Origin of the sequence: Methylocystis parvus OBBP (assembly GCF_027571405.1) — a bacterium.
Taxonomy (GTDB): Bacteria; Pseudomonadota; Alphaproteobacteria; order Rhizobiales; family Beijerinckiaceae; genus Methylocystis; species Methylocystis parva.
The window spans coordinates 1,588,780-1,607,912 of the sequence record NZ_CP092968.1; the positions used below are offsets into that span (position 1 = coordinate 1,588,780).

Genomic DNA, 19,133 nt, shown 5'->3' on the forward strand with positions numbered 1-19,133 from the left:
GGCGAGAGCGAGAGATGGACGACGACCCCATCCCTCTATCCGCGCTCCAGCACGCTGTCTACTGCCTGCGTCAGGCGGCGCTGATTCACGTCGAGCGGCTGTGGGAGGAGAATCGCTTCACCGCGGAGGGGCGGGTGCTGCATGCGGCGGTCGATCGTCAAGGGCAACGCTACTCGCGCGGCGTGCGGCGCGTCTCCGCGCTTCCGCTATCGTGTCGGCGGCTGCAACTCGCGGGCGTCGCCGATCTCGTCGAATATCACAAATCCGAAGCCGGAGAGATTCCCTATCCGGTCGAATATAAGCGCGGAAAGCCGAAGCTCCACCGCGCCGACGAAGCTCAGCTTTGCGGGCAGGCGCTTTGTCTCGAAGAAATGACCGGGCTCTCCATTCCCGAAGGCGCGTTGTTCTACGAACAGACCCGCCGCCGCGTCGTCGTGCGCTTCGACATGGAATTGCGAACGCTCACGGAAAGAGTCGCGCGAGAGCTGCGCGAGACGATCCTCAGCGGCGTCACGCCGCCCGCAATATACGAAAAGCGCAAATGCGATCCCTGTTCCCTGATCGAGCTGTGCCGTCCCAGGATCGCCGGACGTTCGGCGAAAGCCTGGCGAGATCGTGAGATCGACAAACTCCTGAGCGAAGCGCAGGGCGGCTGAAGCATGAAGAAGCTGCTGAACACGGTTTACGTCACATCGGAGGGCGCCGCCCTGAGCAAGGACGGCGAGAACCTCGTTGTTCAGGTCGAGGGCGAAGAGCGCGCCCGCGCGCCATTCCACATGATCGCTTCGGTGGTGGCGTTCGGCGCCGTGCTGCTGACGCCGCCCTTGCTGCAGGCCTGCGCGGCGCGTGGAATAACTGTCGTGTTGCTCGATCGCAACGGCCGGTTCCAGGCCCGGGTCGAGGGGCCGACGTCCGGAAATGTGCTGCTGCGTCGCCAGCAATATCGGGCGAGCGAGCGACCGGAAGCGATCGTCAGGAGTCTCGTCGCCGGCAAGGTCGCGAATCAGCGCGCCGTTCTTCAACGCGCATTGCGCGACTATGGAGAGGAAACGCAAATATCGGCAAAAACGGCGATCGAAGCGGCGGTCGCCCGGCTCGGCGGCATTCTCCGAAGCGTCCAGATATCCACGAGCGACGTGAATGCGCTGCGCGGCGCAGAGGGCGAGGCGGCTCAGCTCTATTTCGGCGTGTTCGGGCATTTGATCCGCTCTCCCGACCCCGCCATCGTTTTTCGCGGACGCTCCCGCCGACCGCCGCTCGATCCGATGAATGCGCTCCTTTCTTTTCTTTATACGCTTCTCACGCATGACTGCCGCAGCGCGGCCGAGACCGTCGGACTCGATCCGGCCGTCGGATTTCTGCACAGGGACCGGCCCGGACGCCCCAGCCTCGCCCTTGATCTTATGGAAGAGATGCGGCCCGCTTTGGTGGACAGGCTCGCCCTTTCTCTGGTCAACCGTCGGCAAATCCGCATTCAGGATTTCCGGATGGAAGACAATGGCGCTGTCTTGCTGAACGATGAAAGCCGCAAGACGGTTTTGTCCGCTTGGCAGGAGCGCAAGAAGACGGAACGCCGGCATCCGTTTCTCGACGAAACCGCGCCGCTTGGCCTCGCCCCATTCCTCCAGGCGCAATTATTAGCGCGTCATCTGCGCGGAGATCTGGACGCCTACCCGCCCTGGTTCGGGAAATAGGCCTATGCTGGTCCTCGTAACATATGACGTTCGAACGTCGGAACCCGGCGGCGCGAAGCGCTTGCGCCGCGTCGCCAAGGCATGCCAGGATTTTGGACAACGCGTGCAATATTCGGTTTTCGAGATCGAAGTCGACCCGGCGCAATGGACGGCGTTGCGGGCGCGCCTCGAAGCCTTGATCGATCCGAAATGCGACAGCCTTCGCTACTATTTTCTCGGCGCGAACTGGCGCCGGCGGGTCGAGCATGTGGGAGCGAAGCCGGCCGCCGATTTCGACGCGCCGCTTATTATTTGAGCCGCCGCGCTCGATGTTGGGCCCAGGCGCTAATTTCCATTTCATTCAAAGCGCGCGAACCGGTAGCGCGCCCTGGAACGCCGCAGGTTTCGCGCAGCGCATAAACTCATATTTCTGCACGACATTTTATTTCGCGGCGCCGAAGCGTCCCGAAATTTGCCGAGATCCAGGGCCGGTTCGCGCAAAACTAGAACTTTCTGGATACGGGCCAAAGAATTAGGATCAAGCCGGTCGCGCCTTCACGGGCGCGTGGATCGAAACGCGCCTTATGTTGACGCTGATCCTCACTGTTATCGTCGCGCCTTCACGGGCGCGTGGATCGAAACTCCTATCGTGACAAACCGTTGTCGACGCTGGCGCGGTCGCGCCTTCACGGGCGCGTGGATCGAAACGGCGTGTTGCTCACAATCGCGTTTGCGCATGCGAGTCGCGCCTTCACGGGCGCGTGGATCGAAACAACGTCTATTCGAAAGATGAAATTCTCGCCGCGATGTCGCGCCTTCACGGGCGCGTGGATCGAAACCAAATATACTGAGCGACTTGCTGGATGGTAGGGCGCGTCGCGCCTTCACGGGCGCGTGGATCGAAACCGCCCCTTGGCGCAATCCCCGCCGAGCTACAGCGGGTCGCGCCTTCACGGGCGCGTGGATCGAAACCGCTCAATCCGCCTTGGGACCGTCGGGAATGATGGGTCGCGCCTTCACGGGCGCGTGGATCGAAACTCCGCTGTAGCTCGGCGGGGATTGCGCCAAGGGGGGTCGCGCCTTCAGGGGCGCGTGGATCGAAACTCGCCAAGCCCCTTCGTCATGCGATCGATAGCTTGTCGCGCCTTCACGGGCGCGTGGATCGAAACGGCACGTTAGCCGGCTCAAGCGGTTATGGCGTGCGCGTCGCGCCTTCACGGGCGCGTGGATCGAAACGGTTGCTTATTGGCGGCGTAAAGATGCAGAGCGGGTCGCGCCTTCACGGGCGCGTGGATCGAAACGCTTCATATCTTTTGTCGTTCCAGAACTTTCAGGGTCGCGCCTTCACGGGCGCGTGGATCGAAACATCCAACGGATTTTTGACGAGCGCAAACGATTGGACGGTCGCGCCTTCACGGGCGCGTGGATCGAAACGCCGCCGGGCTCGTCAAGACGCCGGAAGATTTGCGGTCGCGCCTTCACGGGCGCGTGGATCGAAACTGCGCAACAGCCTCCGTCGCCTTCGGCAGGCGAGGTCGCGCCTTCACGGGCGCGTGGATCGAAACAGCCAGAACAGGCGAAGCCAGATGGCATAGATCAGCGTCGCGCCTTCACGGGCGCGTGGATCGAAACCGTGCTGACCTTGAAGGCTTCGTCCGGCGTGCTCGTCGCGCCTTCACGGGCGCGTGGATCGAAACCAGATGAGATATGGGATAAAATAGCAATCAAATTGTCGCGCCTTCACGGGCGCGTGGATCGAAACCATCGCCTTCATCTTGTCGTGAAGGATGATTTGCGTCGCGCCTTCACGGGCGCGTGGATCGAAACTTCCGATCTCCAGGGAGGATCAGCGCGAGGCGAAGGTCGCGCCTTCACGGGCGCGTGGATCGAAACGTCAATATGCCGGAACTGATGCAGCGCTATCAGTGTCGCGCCTTCACGGGCGCGTGGATCGAAACAACCCGCCATAGGGCGATTCCCGCGGTTTCCCGGTCGCGCCTTCACGGGCGCGTGGATCGAAACCGCCCAGGCTCCCCCGAACAGGCCGACACGGCGGGTCGCGCCTTCACGGGCGCGTGGATCGAAACGATGTCGCCGGCCGTCGGGACGCCGTCTTCCGGGGGTCGCGCCTTCACGGGCGCGTGGATCGAAACTTGTTGAAATTCTTGCCGAGCAGCCGACTGCTGATGTCGCGCCTTCACGGGCGCGTGGATCGAAACGGGACGTGTACCGCATGGAGGATGCGGAGCGGGACGCGTCGCGCCTTCACGGGCGCGTGGATCGAAACACTTGCACGGCGACCAATGGCAGCGCGTCGCTGAGGTCGCGCCTTCACGGGCGCGTGGATCGAAACCTCATACTCTCGGGGTGCTCGGCCGGCGAGGCGCTGTCGCGCCTTCACGGGCGCGTGGATCGAAACACTTGGAGCGCGACGACGCACGAAAAATACTGGGGTCGCGCCTTCACGGGCGCGTGGATCGAAACGCCCATGCGGCCGGGATCACCGCCCAGAAGGCGAGGTCGCGCCTTCACGGGCGCGTGGATCGAAACGACCCCATGCGCGCGCCCGAAGGCTTTTAGGGTTGGTCGCGCCTTCACGGGCGCGTGGATCGAAACGCGATCGTCATGCCGAGCGAATCGCCCTTCACGCGGTCGCGCCTTCACGGGCGCGTGGATCGAAACCCCCCTGAGCCGACCGAAATCCCTCCGGTGCCCGGGTCGCGCCTTCACGGGCGCGTGGATCGAAACTCCATGGCGTCCTCAATCAGGTCGTGGACCGCATGTCGCGCCTTCACGGGCGCGTGGATCGAAACCGCCGATTAGCGCGCCGACTGTCCAGTCACCCCCGTCGCGCCTTCACGGGCGCGTGGATCGAAACATGTGGCGGCGATGCAGGTTTTTGGTCAGCACCAGTCGCGCCTTCACGGGCGCGTGGATCGAAACAACGACTTCCTGCGAAACGCCGAGAAGCGCCTCCGTCGCGCCTTCACGGGCGCGTGGATCGAAACTTTGAGTGGCGGTCCCCGACAGGAGAACGGGGACGTCGCGCCTTCACGGGCGCGTGGATCGAAACATGCTCGGAATGGAGGGGTGCGCGACCGTAGAAGTCGCGCCTTCACGGGCGCGTGGATCGAAACGCTTGTGATCCAGGAGCCGCCCGCCAACACGCAGGGTCGCGCCTTCACGGGCGCGTGGATCGAAACCTTCCGTCGCTCAACCAGCAATCGCAGACGCCTTGTCGCGCCTTCACGGGCGCGTGGATCGAAACAATGCAGGATCGCAGGCGTTATTCCTTTCCGGCAGTCGCGCCTTCACGGGCGCGTGGATCGAAACTCCATACGTTCGCAACGGCTATCAAGCGCGCCAAGTCGCGTTTTCACGGGCGCGTGGATCGAAACCGCGCTTTGGTAGCGGCCGATATTAATGGCCTCGCGTCGCGCCTTCACGGGCGCGTGGATCGAAACCCGCTTTTACGGCTCACGCCTTTTGCGTCGTTTCGACGTCGCGCCTTCACGGGCGCGTGGATCGAAACGCGACTATCTGTCGACGTTCCTGATTTACGATCAGGTCGCGCCTTCACGGGCGCGTGGATCGAAACAACAATCCGGGCAACGTCTCCCTTCCTATTCGCGTCGCGCCTTCACGGGCGCGTGGATCGAAACTTCATTCCTGTCGGCGTGACGCAACGCGATTACATGGTCGCGCCTTCACGGGCGCGTGGATCGAAACAAAATCTACTCGAAAGACGAAATCCTCGCCGCGAGTCGCGCCTTCACGGGCGCGTGGATCGAAACTTCGTAGCAGCGAAGAAGATTTTCGGGGTTAAAGTCGCGCCTTCACGGGCGCGTGGATCGAAACCAGAGCCGGCAATGGGCTTCTTCGGGCTTGCCGGTCGCGCCTTCACGGGCGCGTGGATCGAAACCCCATGCCCGCCACGGATCACGGCGGGGAGGGAGTCGCGCCTTCACGGGCGCGTGGATCGAAACGCTTGCGAAGACCCAGCCTCGACCTTCGATCCCTCGCGCCTTCACGGGCGCGTGGATCGAAACATCGCCAAGGGCGAAATCCCCGCCATCAGCATCGTCGCGCCTTCACGGGCGCGTGGATCGAAACGTCCGCGACCTCGACAAGGGCGTCGGTTGCAGCCCGTCGCGCCTTCACGGGCGCGTGGATCGAAACATCCCGTTCGATATTTTCCGCGACGGCAAGCGCATGTCGCGCCTTCACGGGCGCGTGGATCGAAACTGATAATAACGCTTGCCCGTGAAGAGGTCGAATGGTCGCGCCTTCACGGGCGCGTGGATCGAAACTCAAGCGCGTTGCACAGGCGCAGCCGATAGGCGGTCGCGCCTTCACGGGCGCGTGGATCGAAACCTGCTCTTCGCGCAGGGCGCGGACCTCGATGCGCGTCGCGCCTTCACGGGCGCGTGGATCGAAACTCATCACGGATTTGCCGGCGAGCAGCACAGTGATGTCGCGCCTTCACGGGCGCGTGGATCGAAACATCTTGGCTGGCAACGCAGCGCCAAGCGTTGGCGTCGCGCCTTCACGGGCGCGTGGATCGAAACACCCCAGACCGTCCGTGATCGGCATGCGGCTTTGCGTCGCGCCTTCACGGGCGCGTGGATCGAAACACGCCGTCCAACAAGGTTTGGGACGAGCGCATAGAGTCGCGCCTTCACGGGCGCGTGGATCGAAACGCGCATTCCATTGCTTATTGGCGTCGTAAAGATGGTCGCGCCTTCACGGGCGCGTGGATCGAAACAAATATACGTCAGGCGACTCGATCACTGTGGAGAGTCGCGCCTTCACGGGCGCGTGGATCGAAACTCGCCATCACCCATGCCGCCGCGGGCAACGTCATCGTCGCGCCTTCACGGGCGCGTGGATCGAAACTATGCCTGTCGGGCTTGGGAAGGAACCTCCGAAAGCGTCGCGCCTTCACGGGCGCGTGGATCGAAACATTCTCAAAGCCTTGAAGGTTTTGGGCCCGTCGCGTCGCGCCTTCACGGGCGCGTGGATCGAAACGCGTTAGTTACGCGACGTCCCGGTTTCGTGCGGCGTCGCGCCTTCACGGGCGCGTGGATCGAAACCGCCATCCGCTCCGCCAAGTGATTTTGATTGGTCGTCGCGCCTTCACGGGCGCGTGGATCGAAACGCCTTTAGGTTGCTCAATCGGCGTCTTTCCAATCGTCGCGCCTTCACGGGCGCGTGGATCGAAACTCTCTGCCGGCCGTGCGCGCCTCGACGGGCCGCGGTCGCGCCTTCACGGGCGCGTGGATCGAAACGATGCCTGCCCGTACATCGTGTGCAGCATGGCGTGGCCGGTCGCGCCTTCACGGGCGCGTGGATCGAAACGATCGCAGGCGTCGTCACCGTGCAAGGCACGATCGTCGCGCCTTCACGGGCGCGTGGATCGAAACGCAATTCAGAAGTTCGAAAAGGCCGAGGGCAAATCGTCGCGCCTTCACGGGCGCGTGGATCGAAACGAGGCGACAATCAGATCATCTATCTCGTTGACGCGGTCGCGCCTTCACGGGCGCGTGGATCGAAACTCTGATTGGATTGACGCCAGATTGACATATCTGTTGTCGCGCCTTCACGGGCGCGTGGATCGAAACAGAGCCGCATTGAGATCAGCGTTGGGACGTCCGGGTCGCGCCTTCACGGGCGCGTGGATCGAAACGCGGTCTTCAATGTCAACGATCGTCGCGATTGGGATGTCGCGCCTTCACGGGCGCGTGGATCGAAACTTTGGGCTCGCTGTCGTCATGCAACCAGTCTTCGGATGTCGCGCCTTCACGGGCGCGTGGATCGAAACGGGCGACGCGGAGGCGTTGGAACGTCTTGTGTGACATGTCGCGCCTTCACGGGCGCGTGGATCGAAACGTCTCCAACGATCGCATCCGCAAGATTGATCAGGCGTCGCGCCTTCACGGGCGCGTGGATCGAAACCCCAACGGCGCCACAGACACGATCGACGGCGGGAGTCGCGCCTTCACGGGCGCGTGGATCGAAACACTCCTTGGCTGATCCCGATCATCATCGGCTTTTGTCGCGCCTTCACGGGCGCGTGGATCGAAACTCGATCTTACGCAGATCATGCTTTGCCGCGATGCAGGTCGCGCCTTCACGGGCGCGTGGATCGAAACGTCGCCGCCCTGCTTGTGATAAATCTTCGGCTGGTCGCGCCTTCACGGGCGTGGATCGAAACGACGCGTCCTTGATCGCCGCATACATTTGGTCGAAGCGTCGCGCCCTCCACGGGCGCGTCGATAAAACATCCGCAACGTCGCGAAGGCCGCTCTCGGCCCGGTCGCGCCCTGCGGAGCGCAGAGCCAAAAGCTTTGCAGTCATCGCGGCTGACGATCGAGGAGACTACCTTCCGCGCCAGCGCAAGTGAGGAGTCGTGTTTGGCAGGTGGGAGAGAACCGGCGTTTTCGCTGCATTCCTACAGCGGCTGCGCGCCACTGAAGCAGCGGCCGCAAAATGCCCGCGCGCTCTTCCAGAATGAGACAAAGCCGCCGGCCTCTATGGTTCCGCCAGCGGCAGGACGAAGCTGAAGATAGTCCCGCCGCCGGGATTGTCCTCGGCCCAGAGCTTTCCATGGTGCGCCTCGATGATCGAGCGCGAGAGCGACAGCCCGACGCCCAAGCCGTGGGGCTTGGTGGTCGTGAACGGCTCGAACAGTTTCTCCTTGATGGCCTGCGGGACGCCGGGGCCGGTGTCGGCCACGTCGGTGCGCATCATGTCGCCCGCGACGAGGCGGGTCGAGACCGTCAATTCGCGCCTCTCGCAGCCTTGCATCGCCTCTATCGCATTGCGCTTCAGATTGACCACGACCTGTTGGACCTGAACCTTGTTGATGATGACCCGGTCGGGCGTCGCATCGAGACGCACGGTCGTCTTCACGCCCTGCTCCTTCGCCATCGCATCGGTGAATTCGCAGGCCGACCGGACAACCTCATTCAGGTTCTGCGGCGTCTTCACCGTCTCACCGCGCGAGATGAACTGGCGCAGGCTGTCGACGATGTCGGACACCCGGAAGACCTGCCCCGTCACGCTCTCCAGGGCTTGGTCGACCGTCCCCGAAGAGACGCCAAGCTCCTTGAGCGCCCGGCGCGCAATGCCGAGATAGGCGTTGATCGCCGCGAGCGGTTGCTTGAGTTCATGGGCGAGGCCCACGGCCATGTTCTCGATGAGGCCGAGCCGGTCGGCGTGCAACTCTCGCATCCTGGTCTCGAACCGCCGCCGCTCGCTCAGATCGTGAACCACGCCGACGAAAACCCGGCCTTGATCCGTGGCGACCTCGGTGACCCCCAGATCCATCGGGAAGACGGAGCCATCCTTGCGCCTGCCCTCCACCGTGCGGCCGACGCCGATGATCTTGGCTTTCCCGGTATGCACGTAATTGCGGATGTAGTCATCATGTTCGCTGCGGTATGGCTCGGGCATCAGGATGCTGACGTTCTCGCCGATGACCTCCTCGGGGGCGTAGCCGAACAGGCGGGTCGCAGCAGGATTGAAGGACAGTATCGTCCCGGCGTCGTCAATTGAGATAATGCCATCCAAGGCTCCCTTCACGACCGCAGCGAGGTAGGCGTCGCTGGCGCCGTCTGGGCCCCCGCCCTTTTGCTCGAGCAGGCGCGGCTTGGTGTCGGGAGGGCGGGAGATCATGGCGGAGCGTTCCGCGTGGTTCGCGACGATGCGGCTGCAATCCTCTTTCAATTCGGGCGCCCGCACAAGGCTGGCGTGAGCGTTCCGGGCGCATTCGAGCTGATCCGCCCGAATTGTTCTGGAGGTCCGGCCTTCACCTTGATCAGAGCAGTTCTGCGATATGGATTCCAGAGCGCCGATTGAGTTTGGAAGATTTCCAGAATTTTGAGAACCGCCTATTTCCAATTCCAGTCGCGGAATGTGCGAGACGCGACAAATCCGACGTGAGGAAGCGCAATACTTTCAATTCGCGCGATCTGCGCAAGCAGTCTTGAAAATGTTCCAATCAACCGACTTCAATATTGACCGACGCGCCTGCGCCGTCGGACCTTAGCCGCATAAATCCCGTTGCGATGAAGCGCGAAAGCGTGAAATCGGATGACAATCGTCGCTACGCTGCAACAGCAAGCGTAACAAAGTGAATCGCACATGCAATCTTACGGCTGGTCGATCAATGCGCCTCTCCCGAAACTTCAGGAAGTTCCGTCGACTGTCGCGTCCGTCTCGGATTACGAGCCGCTGGCGCGCGACAGGCTGACTCCACAGGCGTGGGCGTATCTGTCGGGCGGCGCCGCCGATGAAATAACTTTGCACGAGAATTGCGCGGCGTTTCGGCGTCTCTGGCTTCGCTCGCGCGTCATGCAGGATTTGAGCGGCGGCGATACGAGGCTGGAGCTGTTTGGCCGCACCTTTGAATTTCCGATCCTCCTGGCGCCGGTCGCTCATCAGGCATTGTTCCACCCGGAGGGAGAGCGGGCCACCGCGCTCGCGGCCTCGGCGATGAGCGCCGGCATGGTGGTGAGCACTCAGGCCAGCCTGCCGATCGAGGACATCGCCCGCGAAACAACGGCGCCGCTATGGCTCCAGCTCTACATTCAACCTGACCGCGACTTCACGATCGACCTCGTGAGGCGAGCGGAGGCGGCGGGTTATCAGGCGCTGGCAGTGACGGTCGACGCGCCGGTTAGCGGGCTCCGCAACCGGGAGCAGCGCGCCGGTTTTGCGCTGCCTCCTGGCGTCGAAGCCGTCAATCTGCGAGGGATGAAACAGCCGGAAATGTATGTCGGCTCGCCGGGCGAGCCCGTCATTTTCGGCGGGCCATTGCTGGCCGTAGCGCCGACTTGGAATGACCTGGAGTGGCTTGTCGCGCGAACGAAATTGCCTGTGCTCGTCAAAGGCGTCATGACTGCAGAGGACGCCAGCCGAGCGCTCAAGGTGGGAAGCGCCGGGGTCGTCGTATCGAATCATGGCGGCCGCGCCCTCGATTCCCAGCCGGCGACGATAGACGTTTTGCCGGAGATCGTCGAAGCGGTCGACGGACGCGCGCCAATCCTGATAGACGGCGGAATCCGTCGCGGCGGAGATGTCTTCAAAGCTCTCGCGCTAGGCGCCAAAGCGACTCTGATCGGCAGGCCTTACATCCATGGATTGGCCTCGGCGGGCGCGATTGGCGTCTCGCATGTTCTTCATGTGCTGCGCGCCGAGTTCGAAGTGACGATGGCGCTGACGGGGTGTAGAAGCCTCGCCGACATCACGGCAGCCTCAATTCGGAGATAATGCGGCTTTTCCCGGACCCGGGAAGGTTCCGTCGCAATGTGCGCCGCGCGCGATCCTCGTCGATATGTATTTTGCTTCGCGATGCGGAGTTTAACCCGGAGCCAACTTTGGCTCCGGATGATTTTTCTAAGGGCCTTACCCCCGCACGTCCGGAGGCGTCGCCTCTTCCGCCAACAGCTTCAGCGCCTCGTCGATTCCCATCTGCGTCTGCTGCTGCGAGCCGAGGCGGCGGATGGAAATCGTGCGCTCCGCCGCTTCCTTCTTACCGGCGACGAGAAGCGCGGGAACCTTGGCGAGCGAATGTTCGCGCACCTTGTAAGTGATCTTCTCGTTGCGCGAGTCGACGTCGACATTGAGCCCGAGCTTTCGCGCGGCCGCCGCAACCTCATAGGCGTAATCGTCGGCCTCCTGCGTGATCGTGCAGATCACGATCTGCAACGGCGAGAGCCACAGCGGCAGATGGCCGGCATAGTGCTCGATCAATATGCCGGTGAAGCGCTCGAGCGAGCCGAACATGGCGCGGTGGATCATCACCGGCGTCTTCTTCTCGCTGTCGGCGCCGATATAGAAGGCGCCGAAACGCACGGGCAGATTGAAGTCGACCTGCGTCGTGCCGCATTGCCATTCGCGGCCGATGGCGTCGCGCAGCGTATATTCGAGCTTCGGCCCGTAAAAGGCGCCCTCACCCTCCTGGATGCTCGTCTTCAGCCCACGTTTGCCAAGCTCATCGAGCACACGGCCGAGCGCGGCTTCCGCCTTGTCCCACGCTTCATCCGAACCCACGCGCTTTTCGGGACGCGTCGAAAGTTTCACCACAACGTCGTCGAAGCCGAAGTCGCGATAGATCGTCAGGATGAGGTCGTTGATCTTCAACGCCTCCTCCATGATCTGGTCTTCGGAGCAGAAGATATGCGCGTCGTCCTGCGTGAAGGCGCGCACGCGCATCATGCCGTGCAGCGCGCCCGAAGGCTCGTAACGATGCACGACGCCGAACTCGGCGATCTTCACAGGGAGATCGCGATAGGATTTCAGGCCGTTCTTGAAGATCTGCACATGGCCGGGACAGTTCATCGGCTTGATCGCAAAGACGCGCTCATCCTCCGTCTTGGTGACGAACATGTTTTCGCGATATGTCTGCCAATGGCCCGACGTCTCCCACAAAGCGCGGTCGAGCACCTGCGGCGTGTTCACTTCCACATAGCCCGCGGCTTTCTGCCTGCGGCGCATGTAAGAGACAAGCGACTGGAACAGCGTCCAGCCCTTGGGATGCCAGAAGATCGCGCCCGGACCTTCTTCCTGGAAATGGAAAAGATCCATCTCGCGGCCGAGTCGGCGATGATCGCGGCGCTCGGCCTCCTCCAGACGATGCAGATAGGCGTCGAGTTCTTCCTGCGTCGCCCAGGCGGTGCCGTAGATGCGCGAAAGCATCGGCTTCGTCGAGTCGCCGCGCCAATAGGCTCCCGCGACCTTCATCAGCTTGAAGGCCGCGCCGATCTTGCCGACCGACGGCAGATGCGGGCCGCGGCAGAGATCGAGCCACTGGCCCTGCCGGTAGATGCTCAAGGGTTCGTCGGATTTGATGCTGTCGATGAGTTCGCCCTTGAAGGTCTCGCCCTTGGCGATGAACCAGGCCTTGGCGTCCTCGCGGCTCCAGACTTCGCGCGTGATCCTTGCGTCGCGCGCGACGATTTCCTTCATCTTCTTCTCGATGACCGGCAGATCTTCGAGCGTGAAGGGCTCGGCGCGGTGAAAGTCGTAATAGAAGCCGTTTTCGATCACCGGGCCGATCGTCACCTGCGTGCCGGGATAAAGCTCCTGCACGGCCTCGGCCAGCACATGGGCGGCGTCGTGGCGGATGAGCTCCAGCGCGCGCGGATCGTCGCGCGGGACGAATTCGACCTTCGCGTCGCGGTCGAGCGGCGTCAACAGATCGACGAGCGCGCCGTCCACCGTCATGGCGACGCTGCGCTTGGCGAGAGAGGGAGAAATATTCTTGGCGATGTCGAAGCCCGTCACGCCGGGATCGAACTGACGGGACGCCCCGTCGGGGAAAGTAACGGCAACCATGGTCGCTCCTGTCGCGCTCAATCGCCGACACGGATCGGCGTAAGTCGCTTTGCGGTAGTGAAGGAGCGTCTTTTAACGCCGCGGCCGCGCGGGCGCAAATATGGCGTCAGGTCCGCCATTCTCACAGGGTGGATATACGCGCCGCGAGCGCATCGCCGAAATAACGAATTGGCCGACGTCGCACTCGCGCGCCAGCGAAACAAAGCCAAATTCGCCAAGCAACGCCTTCGTTCCCGGCTCTTCGCTCGCCGATGCGCCGAACAAAATGGTCAGGCCCCGCCGACCCCCCTCTGGCCGACGGCTCGCGGGATCACTCTTCCGTTTCGTCGCCCGCCTCCTCCCGATGCCTTTCAGAGACGGCGGAGGCCACGTCGGCGACGGAGAGGAACTCATCCTGCTCCACATCCTCGAGAAGGTCTCCCAGACTTGCGGAACTGTCCTTCGTCCAGTGAACCCGCTCCTTGCCGTGTTCCCGGATCAGATCCTCCTTCGAGATCGGGAAGCTCGCGCCATGCAGCGCCTGCGTCACCGACGCCACGCCGAATGCGAACCCCTTTGCGGGCCCCCTATGGCCGCTGCCGCGTCCCTCGCCCGTATTCTCTGTCGTGCGTGGCATGGCGCTCTCCTTAATGCTTCTTTCCCTTGCCGCCGCCCTCGGAGCGCTTTCCTTCTTCGATCAGCTCCTTCACGCGCTGGCCGCCCTTGTGTCCCATCTCGGAATAGCCTTCCGGCCCCAGCTCTTCCTTGCGGATCTCGCCGCCCATCTTACCCGCTTCCTTAACGGTCATCGGACCCTTGGGGCTTGATTTTCCGCCCTGCGAACCTGTCTGTTTCTGCGGCATTTTCATTTCCTTTCGACGTCTCAGCGGAACCGAAGGTCAGGCTTCGCCGTCCCGCTCTTCTTCATCTTCGACGTTTGCGGCGTCTTCGCCGGTTTCGTCGCCCTCCGCGCGCTTGCCTTCCTCGACAAGCTGCTTGACGCGCTGACCGCCCTTGTGGCCGCCGAGCCTGCCGGCTTCCTCGACGGTCATCTGACCGTGCCTAGTCGGCGGCTTTTCCTGCTCGGTTTGTTTCTGAGCCATCAACTTCTCCATCGGTTCAGCTCAGTGACGGGGCTTCGTCCCGCCGCCTTTCCTCGCGCCGCTTTCGTGCGTCTCGGCGCGCTTCCCTTCGTCGACGAGCTCCTGGACGCGCTGTCCGCCCTTTCGCCCGCCTTTCTCGCCGCCGAGATGACCGGCCTCCTGGACGGTCATTTTTCCTTTCCCGCCGGCTTTCTGCGGCTCAGGCCCGCTCTGCCGTTGCGCCATATCGCTTCTCCATCGGTCCGCAGAGGCGCATCTAGTGACGCGGCTTGCTGTGGCCCGTCATGCCGCGGCCTTTGCTTTCCTCGTTTTCGGACATGCCTTCCTCGCCGCCTTCATCGGCTTCGGCGCGCTTGCCTTCCTCGATGAGCTGCTTCACGCGCTGGCCGCCTTTATGGCCGAGCTCGGAATAGCCTTCCGGCCCAAGCTGCTCCTTGCGCGCTTCGCCGCCCATCTTGCCCATTTCGGAATAGCCCTCGGGGCCGAGCTGCTCCTTGCGCGCCTCGCCGCCCTTCTTGCCCATTTCGGAATAACCTTCGTGGCCGAGCTGCTCCTTGCGGACCTCGCCGCCCATCTTGCCAATCTCGGAATAACCTTCCGGGCCCAGCTCCTCTTTGCGGATTTCGCCGCCCATCTTGCCGGCTTCCTGCACAGTCATCGTGCCCTTCGGCTTCTGGGTTCCTTTTTCGTGTTCAGTGTCATGCTGGCGGGCCATCGTGACCTCCGTTACAAAGCTGCGCTGGAAGTTCGGGGGCGTTTGCGCCCCTGCCGAAACGAACGCCCGAGCGCATGTTCCGGACTTCGAGGGCTGCTTGCCGGCCAGCGCTTTTGTCCTGCCGAGCAACCTGTCGTCTGGGTATTGAGATCGCCGGCGCTTCAGGTGCTGAAACGCCGGCTCGCAATCGCCAAACCATCGAAGATCAGCGCTAGATCGTTTGCCCGTTGGGCATGGGAAGTACGTACGTATACGTAGCAGCGCGTTCACGCTTCGATCGTCTTGCGCCTGCATGTTTGCAGGGCCTCCGCGCCGACCTTTTCCGTTCGTCGCGCGTTGTAGAGGTCATGAACGGAAACGAAGATCGACTTCGCGCCTCGGACAAGCGCACAGTTTATGAGCGCGCATTTTCCTACTTCTCGCACGATTGGCCTTGGATCGCCTTGCTCGTCGCGCTCATCGGCGTCTCCGTCGGAGTCGGGCTGTTCGAAGCGTGGCCGCTCGCCATTCTGGTAGATTCCATTCTCACGCATGATCCCAAGGAAGGATGGCTGCACGGCTACTTTCTCGCTTTGCTTCCTGCAGACAAGCCGGGACAGATAATCGGCCTCGTGCTGATCGGCCTTTGCCTTCAGATCGTCGGCTATTGCGCTTGGCTGGCGCGCATGATGATCAATTATTACTTGAATTATTGGGGCACCACGCGCGTTCGCGCCGATCTCTTCGCCAAACTCCAGCGGCTCGATCTCGCTTATCATCAATCGCGGCCGCAGGGAGACTCCATCTATCGTCTGACGACCGACGCTTTTGGTCCATGGGGCATTGTCGACATCATGATCGGCACCGCGGTCGCCGCAGTGACCTTCACCGTGATGACGGCGATCATGTTGTCGCGCAATGTCGGACTCACCTTCGCGGCCTATTCGGTCGCGCCTTTCATCCTGTGGAGCAACTGGCGCTTCGGCATGCGCATCCATCAACGCGCGCTGGAGTCGAAACAGATCGACGCTGATCTCACCGCGCATATACAGCAAGCGATGACGCGCCTGCCCCTGTCGCAAACATTTCGCCGCGAACCCTTCGAGTTCCAGCGCTTTGCGCAGGCTGTGGGGCGCAGCGTGACCGGCTTGCTGCGTCTCAATTGGCAGGAGCAGCTCTACCCGCTTGCGCGCGACACGATTCTTTCTCTGGGCTCCGCGATCATCCTTGGTTATGGCGGCTGGCTGGTCTATCGCGACCAGTTCCTCTCGCCCGTCGCCGATGGGATGACGGTCGGCGCCCTGATCATTTTCATGGACTATCTGCGCAAGCTCTGGGACCCGCTAAAATGGCTTGCGGAGTTCTTCTCCAAGATCAGGACGTTCGAGGCCGCCGCGCGTCGCGTCTTCTTCGTTCTCGATGAGCCGGAAGCGATCAGGGACAAACCGAACGCTCGCGCTCTGCCGCCGCGCCCGCGCCGCCTCGCCTTCGATGACGTCTCGTTCGGTTATGGGCCGGACCGCAACGTTCTCTTCGACGTCGACGCCGCCATCGCGCCGGGCGAGATGGTCGGTTTTGTCGGGCCGAGCGGCACGGGCAAGAGCTCTCTGCTGAAATTGATGTTACGCTTTCACGATCCGTCCGCCGGAGCCGTTCGCCTCGATTCCGTCGACATAAGAGACGTGCGCTTGAAGGATTTGCGCGCGCATTTCGCTTTCGTGCGGCAAGAGGATCTGATGCTGCCGACGAGCGTCGCGGAGAACATCGCCTACGGCCATCCCGCGGCGACGAAGGAAGAGATCGACGCCGCGGCCGCGCTCGCGGGCGCTTCCGATTTCATTCGCGACCAGCCTAAAGGTTACGATACGATCTTGAGTGAAGGCGGGGCCAATCTTTCCGGCGGACAAAGGCAGCGATTGGCGATCGCGCGAGCGCTTTTGAGCGAAGCGCCCATTCTCGTGCTGGACGAACCGACGAGCGCGCTCGATCCGCCCAATGAGCAACTGCTGATCGAGACGCTGCACCGCCTGAAGCGACGCCGCACCATCGTTCTCGTCACCCATCGCCTTCATTCCGTCGTAGAATGCGACCGGATTTTCGTGATGGAGGCCGGCCGCATCGTGGCGCGCGGGACGCATGAAACGCTGCTGCGGCAAAGCAAGGCCTATGCGTCGCTTTGGCGGGTCGAACAGAGCGAAGAACCCCCGCCGCCACGCCAAAGGAGGTCTGCCTAGAAATCTATAGAACTAGTTGACTAATAGCGGAGCCGGCGCTAAGACGGGACTGTTGCGGAAGAGAGCCGTCGCGTGCCGAAAAAGAAGGAAGACCGAATTTGTCCCCGGCTATCGGCGTCGAGACGCCAATGACTCAGAGTCGCACCCGCCAGAGGCAATCCGCGAAAATCGTCGATGCGGTTCAACGCCTCATTCCGAAAGCGGAAGAGGCCGAACTCTTTCTCAAGGCGCTCGCGAATGCGCATCGGCTGCTGGTTCTGTGCGAACTGCTTAAAGGCGAAGCCTGCGTCACTGAATTGCAGAACGCCGTCGGCTTGAGCCAATCCTCGCTCTCTCAACATCTGGCGCGGTTACGTCAGGACAGGCTCGTCAAGACGCGCCGCGAGTCGCGGACGATCTATTATTCGCTCGCCGACGATCGCGTCAGACGCATGATCGAGCTGTTGCACGACATTTTCTGCGCTTCCTGATCCCGGCTCATTCGTGCAGGCCGGGCGCCTCATGGCCCGTGCGCGCGACATATTCCGTATAGCCGCCATCATATTTGTGAACGCCCTCCGGAGTCAGCTCCAGCACGCGGTTGGATAAGGCGCCGAGAAAGCGGCGGTCATGCGAAACGAAGAGCATGGCGCCCTCGAAATTGCCGAGCGCCGTGATGAGCATCTCTTTCGTCGCGAGATCGAGATGGTTCGTCGGTTCGTCGAGAACGAGGAAATTCGGCGGATCATAGAGCATTTTCGCCATGACGAGACGCGCTTTTTCGCCGCCCGAAAGGACGCGGCACTTCTTCTCGGCGTCGTCGCCCGAAAATCCGAAGCAGCCTGCGAGCGTGCGCAGAGATCCCTGCCCTGCTTGCGGAAAGGCGTCCTCCAGCGTCTCGAAGACGGTGCGGTCTCCGTCGAGCAGGTCCATGGCGTGCTGCGCGAAATAGCCCATTTTCACGCTCGCCCCGATCGACACCGCGCCCTCGTCGGGCTCGGCCGCGCCGGCGACGAGTTTCAGCAGCGTCGACTTGCCGGCGCCGTTGACGCCCATCACGCACCAGCGCTCGCGGCGGCGCACCCCGAAGTCGAGGCCGTCATAAATGCGCCTGGCGCCGTAGCCCTTGTGAATGTTCTTTAGCGTCGCGACGTCGTCGCCCGAACGCGGGGCGGGACGGAACTCGAAGAGGATCGTCTGGCGGCGGCGCGGCGGTTCGACTTTTTCGATCTTGTCGAGCTTCTTCACGCGGCTCTGCACCTGAGCGGCGTGAGAGGCCCGCGCCTTGAAGCGCTCGATGAACTTGATCTCCTTGGCGAGCATGGCCTGCTGGCGTTCGTATTGCGCCTGCTGCTGCTTTTCGTTCTGCGCGCGCTGGGCTTCGTAGAACTCGTAATCTCCCGAATAGGTGGTGAGCGAGCCGCCGTCGATCTCGATGACTTTGGCGACGATGCGGTTCATGAATTCGCGGTCATGCGACGTCATGAGAAGCGCGCCTTCATAGCCCTTGAGAAACGCCTCGAGCCAGATGAGGCTTTCGAGGTCCAGATGGTTGCTGGGCTCGTCGAGCAGCATGACGTCGGGCCGCATGAGGAGAATGCGCGCCAGGGCGACGCGCATCTTCCACCCGCCCGAAAGCGCGCCGACGTCGCCGTCCATCATCTCCTGAGAGAAATTCAGCCCCGCAAGCACCTCGCGCGCGCGCCCCTCAAGGGCGTAGCCGTCGAGCTCCTCGAAACGCCCCTGGACCTCGCCATAGCGCTCGATGATCGCGCCCATATCGTCCGCCTGGTCCGGGTCCGCCATGGCGGCCTCGAGCGTTCTCAGCTCGGCGGCGACGTCGCTCACCGGACCCGCGCCGTTCATGACCTCGGCGACGGCGCTGCGTCCGGACATCTCGCCGACATCCTGGTCGAAATAGCCGATGGTGACGCCCCGATCGACCGAGACCTGCCCCTCATCCGGGAGCTCGCGGCTGACGATCATGCGAAAGAGCGTGGATTTGCCGGCGCCGTTGGGCCCAACGAGCCCGACCTTTTCGCCCTTGAGAAGAGACGCCGAGGCCTCAATGTAGAGAATCTGGGAGCCGTTTTGTTTGCTGATATTTTCGAGGCGGATCATGTCTCGGGAG

The 19,133-nt window shown here is 62.5% G+C and carries 14 protein-coding genes and 1 CRISPR repeat array; of the genes, 6 read left to right on the forward strand and 8 right to left on the reverse strand.

From position 1 onward, the window contains the following. The first annotated feature begins 14 nt into the window (after positions 1-14). The 3 genes from cas4 to cas2 are packed head-to-tail and all read left to right on the forward strand — an operon-like array spanning position 15 to position 1,989. Positions 15-656: a CRISPR-associated protein Cas4 gene (gene cas4, locus MMG94_RS07800; protein WP_016922095.1), complete on the forward strand. Its 642-nt coding sequence runs from the start codon at positions 15-17 to the stop codon at positions 654-656. A 3-nt stretch (positions 657-659) separates the two neighbouring features. Continuing rightward, positions 660-1,694, forward strand: a complete 1,035-nt coding sequence (gene cas1c / locus MMG94_RS07805; RefSeq protein ID WP_016922094.1) for a type I-C CRISPR-associated endonuclease Cas1c — start codon at positions 660-662, stop codon at positions 1,692-1,694. Between the two features lie 4 nt (positions 1,695-1,698). Continuing rightward, positions 1,699-1,989 (forward strand): CRISPR-associated endonuclease Cas2, encoded by a 291-nt coding sequence (cas2, locus tag MMG94_RS07810; protein ID WP_016922093.1) that lies wholly within the window; start codon positions 1,699-1,701, stop codon positions 1,987-1,989. 230 nt (positions 1,990-2,219) lie between these two features. After that, positions 2,220-7,825: direct repeats of the CRISPR family, unit length 31 nt; unit sequence GTCGCGCCTTCACGGGCGCGTGGATCGAAAC. A gap of 379 nt (positions 7,826-8,204) precedes the next feature. Here the strand turns inward: cas2 and MMG94_RS07815 are convergent. Then, a complete protein-coding gene (locus tag MMG94_RS07815) occupies positions 8,205-9,350 on the reverse strand; it encodes a two-component system sensor histidine kinase NtrB (protein WP_154419939.1) in 1,146 nt (381 codons plus the stop codon). Between the two features lie 468 nt (positions 9,351-9,818). On the opposite strand from MMG94_RS07815, the gene MMG94_RS07820 reads away from it, so the two are divergent. Further along, entirely contained in the window at positions 9,819-10,946 is a 1,128-nt protein-coding gene (locus tag MMG94_RS07820) for an alpha-hydroxy acid oxidase (RefSeq protein WP_016921552.1), read from the forward strand. A gap of 135 nt (positions 10,947-11,081) precedes the next feature. Here the strand turns inward: MMG94_RS07820 and thrS are convergent, their stop codons facing one another. The 6 genes from thrS to MMG94_RS07850 form a co-directional block, all read right to left on the reverse strand. Beyond that, a complete protein-coding gene (gene thrS, locus MMG94_RS07825; RefSeq protein WP_016921553.1) occupies positions 11,082-13,013 on the reverse strand; it encodes a threonine--tRNA ligase in 1,932 nt (643 codons plus the stop codon). A gap of 310 nt (positions 13,014-13,323) precedes the next feature. Then, positions 13,324-13,629 carry a DUF5789 family protein gene (locus tag MMG94_RS07830; RefSeq protein ID WP_016921555.1) on the reverse strand — a complete coding sequence of 102 codons (306 nt, stop codon included), beginning with the start codon at positions 13,627-13,629 and terminating at the stop codon, positions 13,324-13,326. A gap of 10 nt (positions 13,630-13,639) precedes the next feature. After that, positions 13,640-13,855, reverse strand: coding sequence for an Em GEA1 (EM1) (locus tag MMG94_RS07835; protein WP_051001166.1), 216 nt, complete (start codon positions 13,853-13,855; stop codon positions 13,640-13,642). A 36-nt stretch (positions 13,856-13,891) separates the two neighbouring features. After that, positions 13,892-14,095: a hypothetical protein gene (locus MMG94_RS07840; RefSeq protein WP_154419937.1), complete on the reverse strand. Its 204-nt coding sequence runs from the start codon at positions 14,093-14,095 to the stop codon at positions 13,892-13,894. 21 nt (positions 14,096-14,116) lie between these two features. Beyond that, the gene (locus MMG94_RS07845; RefSeq protein WP_202948274.1) at positions 14,117-14,266 is read right to left on the reverse strand and encodes a hypothetical protein; all 150 of its coding nucleotides are present in this window, start codon (positions 14,264-14,266) and stop codon (positions 14,117-14,119) included. An 85-nt stretch (positions 14,267-14,351) separates the two neighbouring features. Beyond that, on the reverse strand, positions 14,352-15,104 hold the full coding sequence (locus MMG94_RS07850) for a KGG domain-containing protein (protein WP_202948275.1): 753 nt from the start codon (positions 15,102-15,104) through the stop codon (positions 14,352-14,354). Between the two features lie 53 nt (positions 15,105-15,157). Between MMG94_RS07850 and MMG94_RS07855 the strand changes: the two genes are divergently transcribed. Next, a complete protein-coding gene (locus tag MMG94_RS07855; protein ID WP_051001167.1) occupies positions 15,158-17,023 on the forward strand; it encodes an ABC transporter ATP-binding protein in 1,866 nt (621 codons plus the stop codon). Between the two features lie 128 nt (positions 17,024-17,151). Beyond that, on the forward strand, positions 17,152-17,493 hold the full coding sequence (locus MMG94_RS07860) for an ArsR/SmtB family transcription factor (RefSeq protein WP_051001168.1): 342 nt from the start codon (positions 17,152-17,154) through the stop codon (positions 17,491-17,493). Positions 17,494-17,500: 7 nt separating this feature from the next. Here the strand turns inward: MMG94_RS07860 and MMG94_RS07865 are convergent, their stop codons facing one another. Next, the gene (locus tag MMG94_RS07865) at positions 17,501-19,123 is read right to left on the reverse strand and encodes an ABC-F family ATP-binding cassette domain-containing protein (RefSeq protein ID WP_016921562.1); all 1,623 of its coding nucleotides are present in this window, start codon (positions 19,121-19,123) and stop codon (positions 17,501-17,503) included. Between the last annotated feature and the right edge of the window lie 10 nt (positions 19,124-19,133).

What these genes read in the sequence shown, in the direction of transcription:
- MMG94_RS07835 (WP_051001166.1), bottom strand. Translation starts at nt 13,855, where the DNA reads ATGCCGCAGAAACAGACAGGTTCGCAGGGCGGAAAATCAAGCCCCAAG.
- MMG94_RS07815 (WP_154419939.1), bottom strand. Translation starts at nt 9,350, where the DNA reads ATGATCTCCCGCCCTCCCGACACCAAGCCGCGCCTGCTCGAGCAAAAG.
- MMG94_RS07860 (WP_051001168.1), top strand. Translation starts at nt 17,152, where the DNA reads ATGACTCAGAGTCGCACCCGCCAGAGGCAATCCGCGAAAATCGTCGAT.
- thrS (WP_016921553.1), bottom strand. Translation starts at nt 13,013, where the DNA reads ATGGTTGCCGTTACTTTCCCCGACGGGGCGTCCCGTCAGTTCGATCCC.
- MMG94_RS07820 (WP_016921552.1), top strand. Translation starts at nt 9,819, where the DNA reads ATGCAATCTTACGGCTGGTCGATCAATGCGCCTCTCCCGAAACTTCAG.
- MMG94_RS07830 (WP_016921555.1), bottom strand. Translation starts at nt 13,629, where the DNA reads ATGCCACGCACGACAGAGAATACGGGCGAGGGACGCGGCAGCGGCCAT.
- cas1c (WP_016922094.1), top strand. Translation starts at nt 660, where the DNA reads ATGAAGAAGCTGCTGAACACGGTTTACGTCACATCGGAGGGCGCCGCC.
- MMG94_RS07840 (WP_154419937.1), bottom strand. Translation starts at nt 14,095, where the DNA reads ATGGCTCAGAAACAAACCGAGCAGGAAAAGCCGCCGACTAGGCACGGT.
- MMG94_RS07865 (WP_016921562.1), bottom strand. Translation starts at nt 19,123, where the DNA reads ATGATCCGCCTCGAAAATATCAGCAAACAAAACGGCTCCCAGATTCTC.
- cas2 (WP_016922093.1), top strand. Translation starts at nt 1,699, where the DNA reads ATGCTGGTCCTCGTAACATATGACGTTCGAACGTCGGAACCCGGCGGC.
- MMG94_RS07855 (WP_051001167.1), top strand. Translation starts at nt 15,158, where the DNA reads ATGAACGGAAACGAAGATCGACTTCGCGCCTCGGACAAGCGCACAGTT.
- MMG94_RS07850 (WP_202948275.1), bottom strand. Translation starts at nt 15,104, where the DNA reads ATGCAGGCGCAAGACGATCGAAGCGTGAACGCGCTGCTACGTATACGT.
- MMG94_RS07845 (WP_202948274.1), bottom strand. Translation starts at nt 14,266, where the DNA reads ATGACCGTCCAGGAGGCCGGTCATCTCGGCGGCGAGAAAGGCGGGCGA.
- cas4 (WP_016922095.1), top strand. Translation starts at nt 15, where the DNA reads ATGGACGACGACCCCATCCCTCTATCCGCGCTCCAGCACGCTGTCTAC.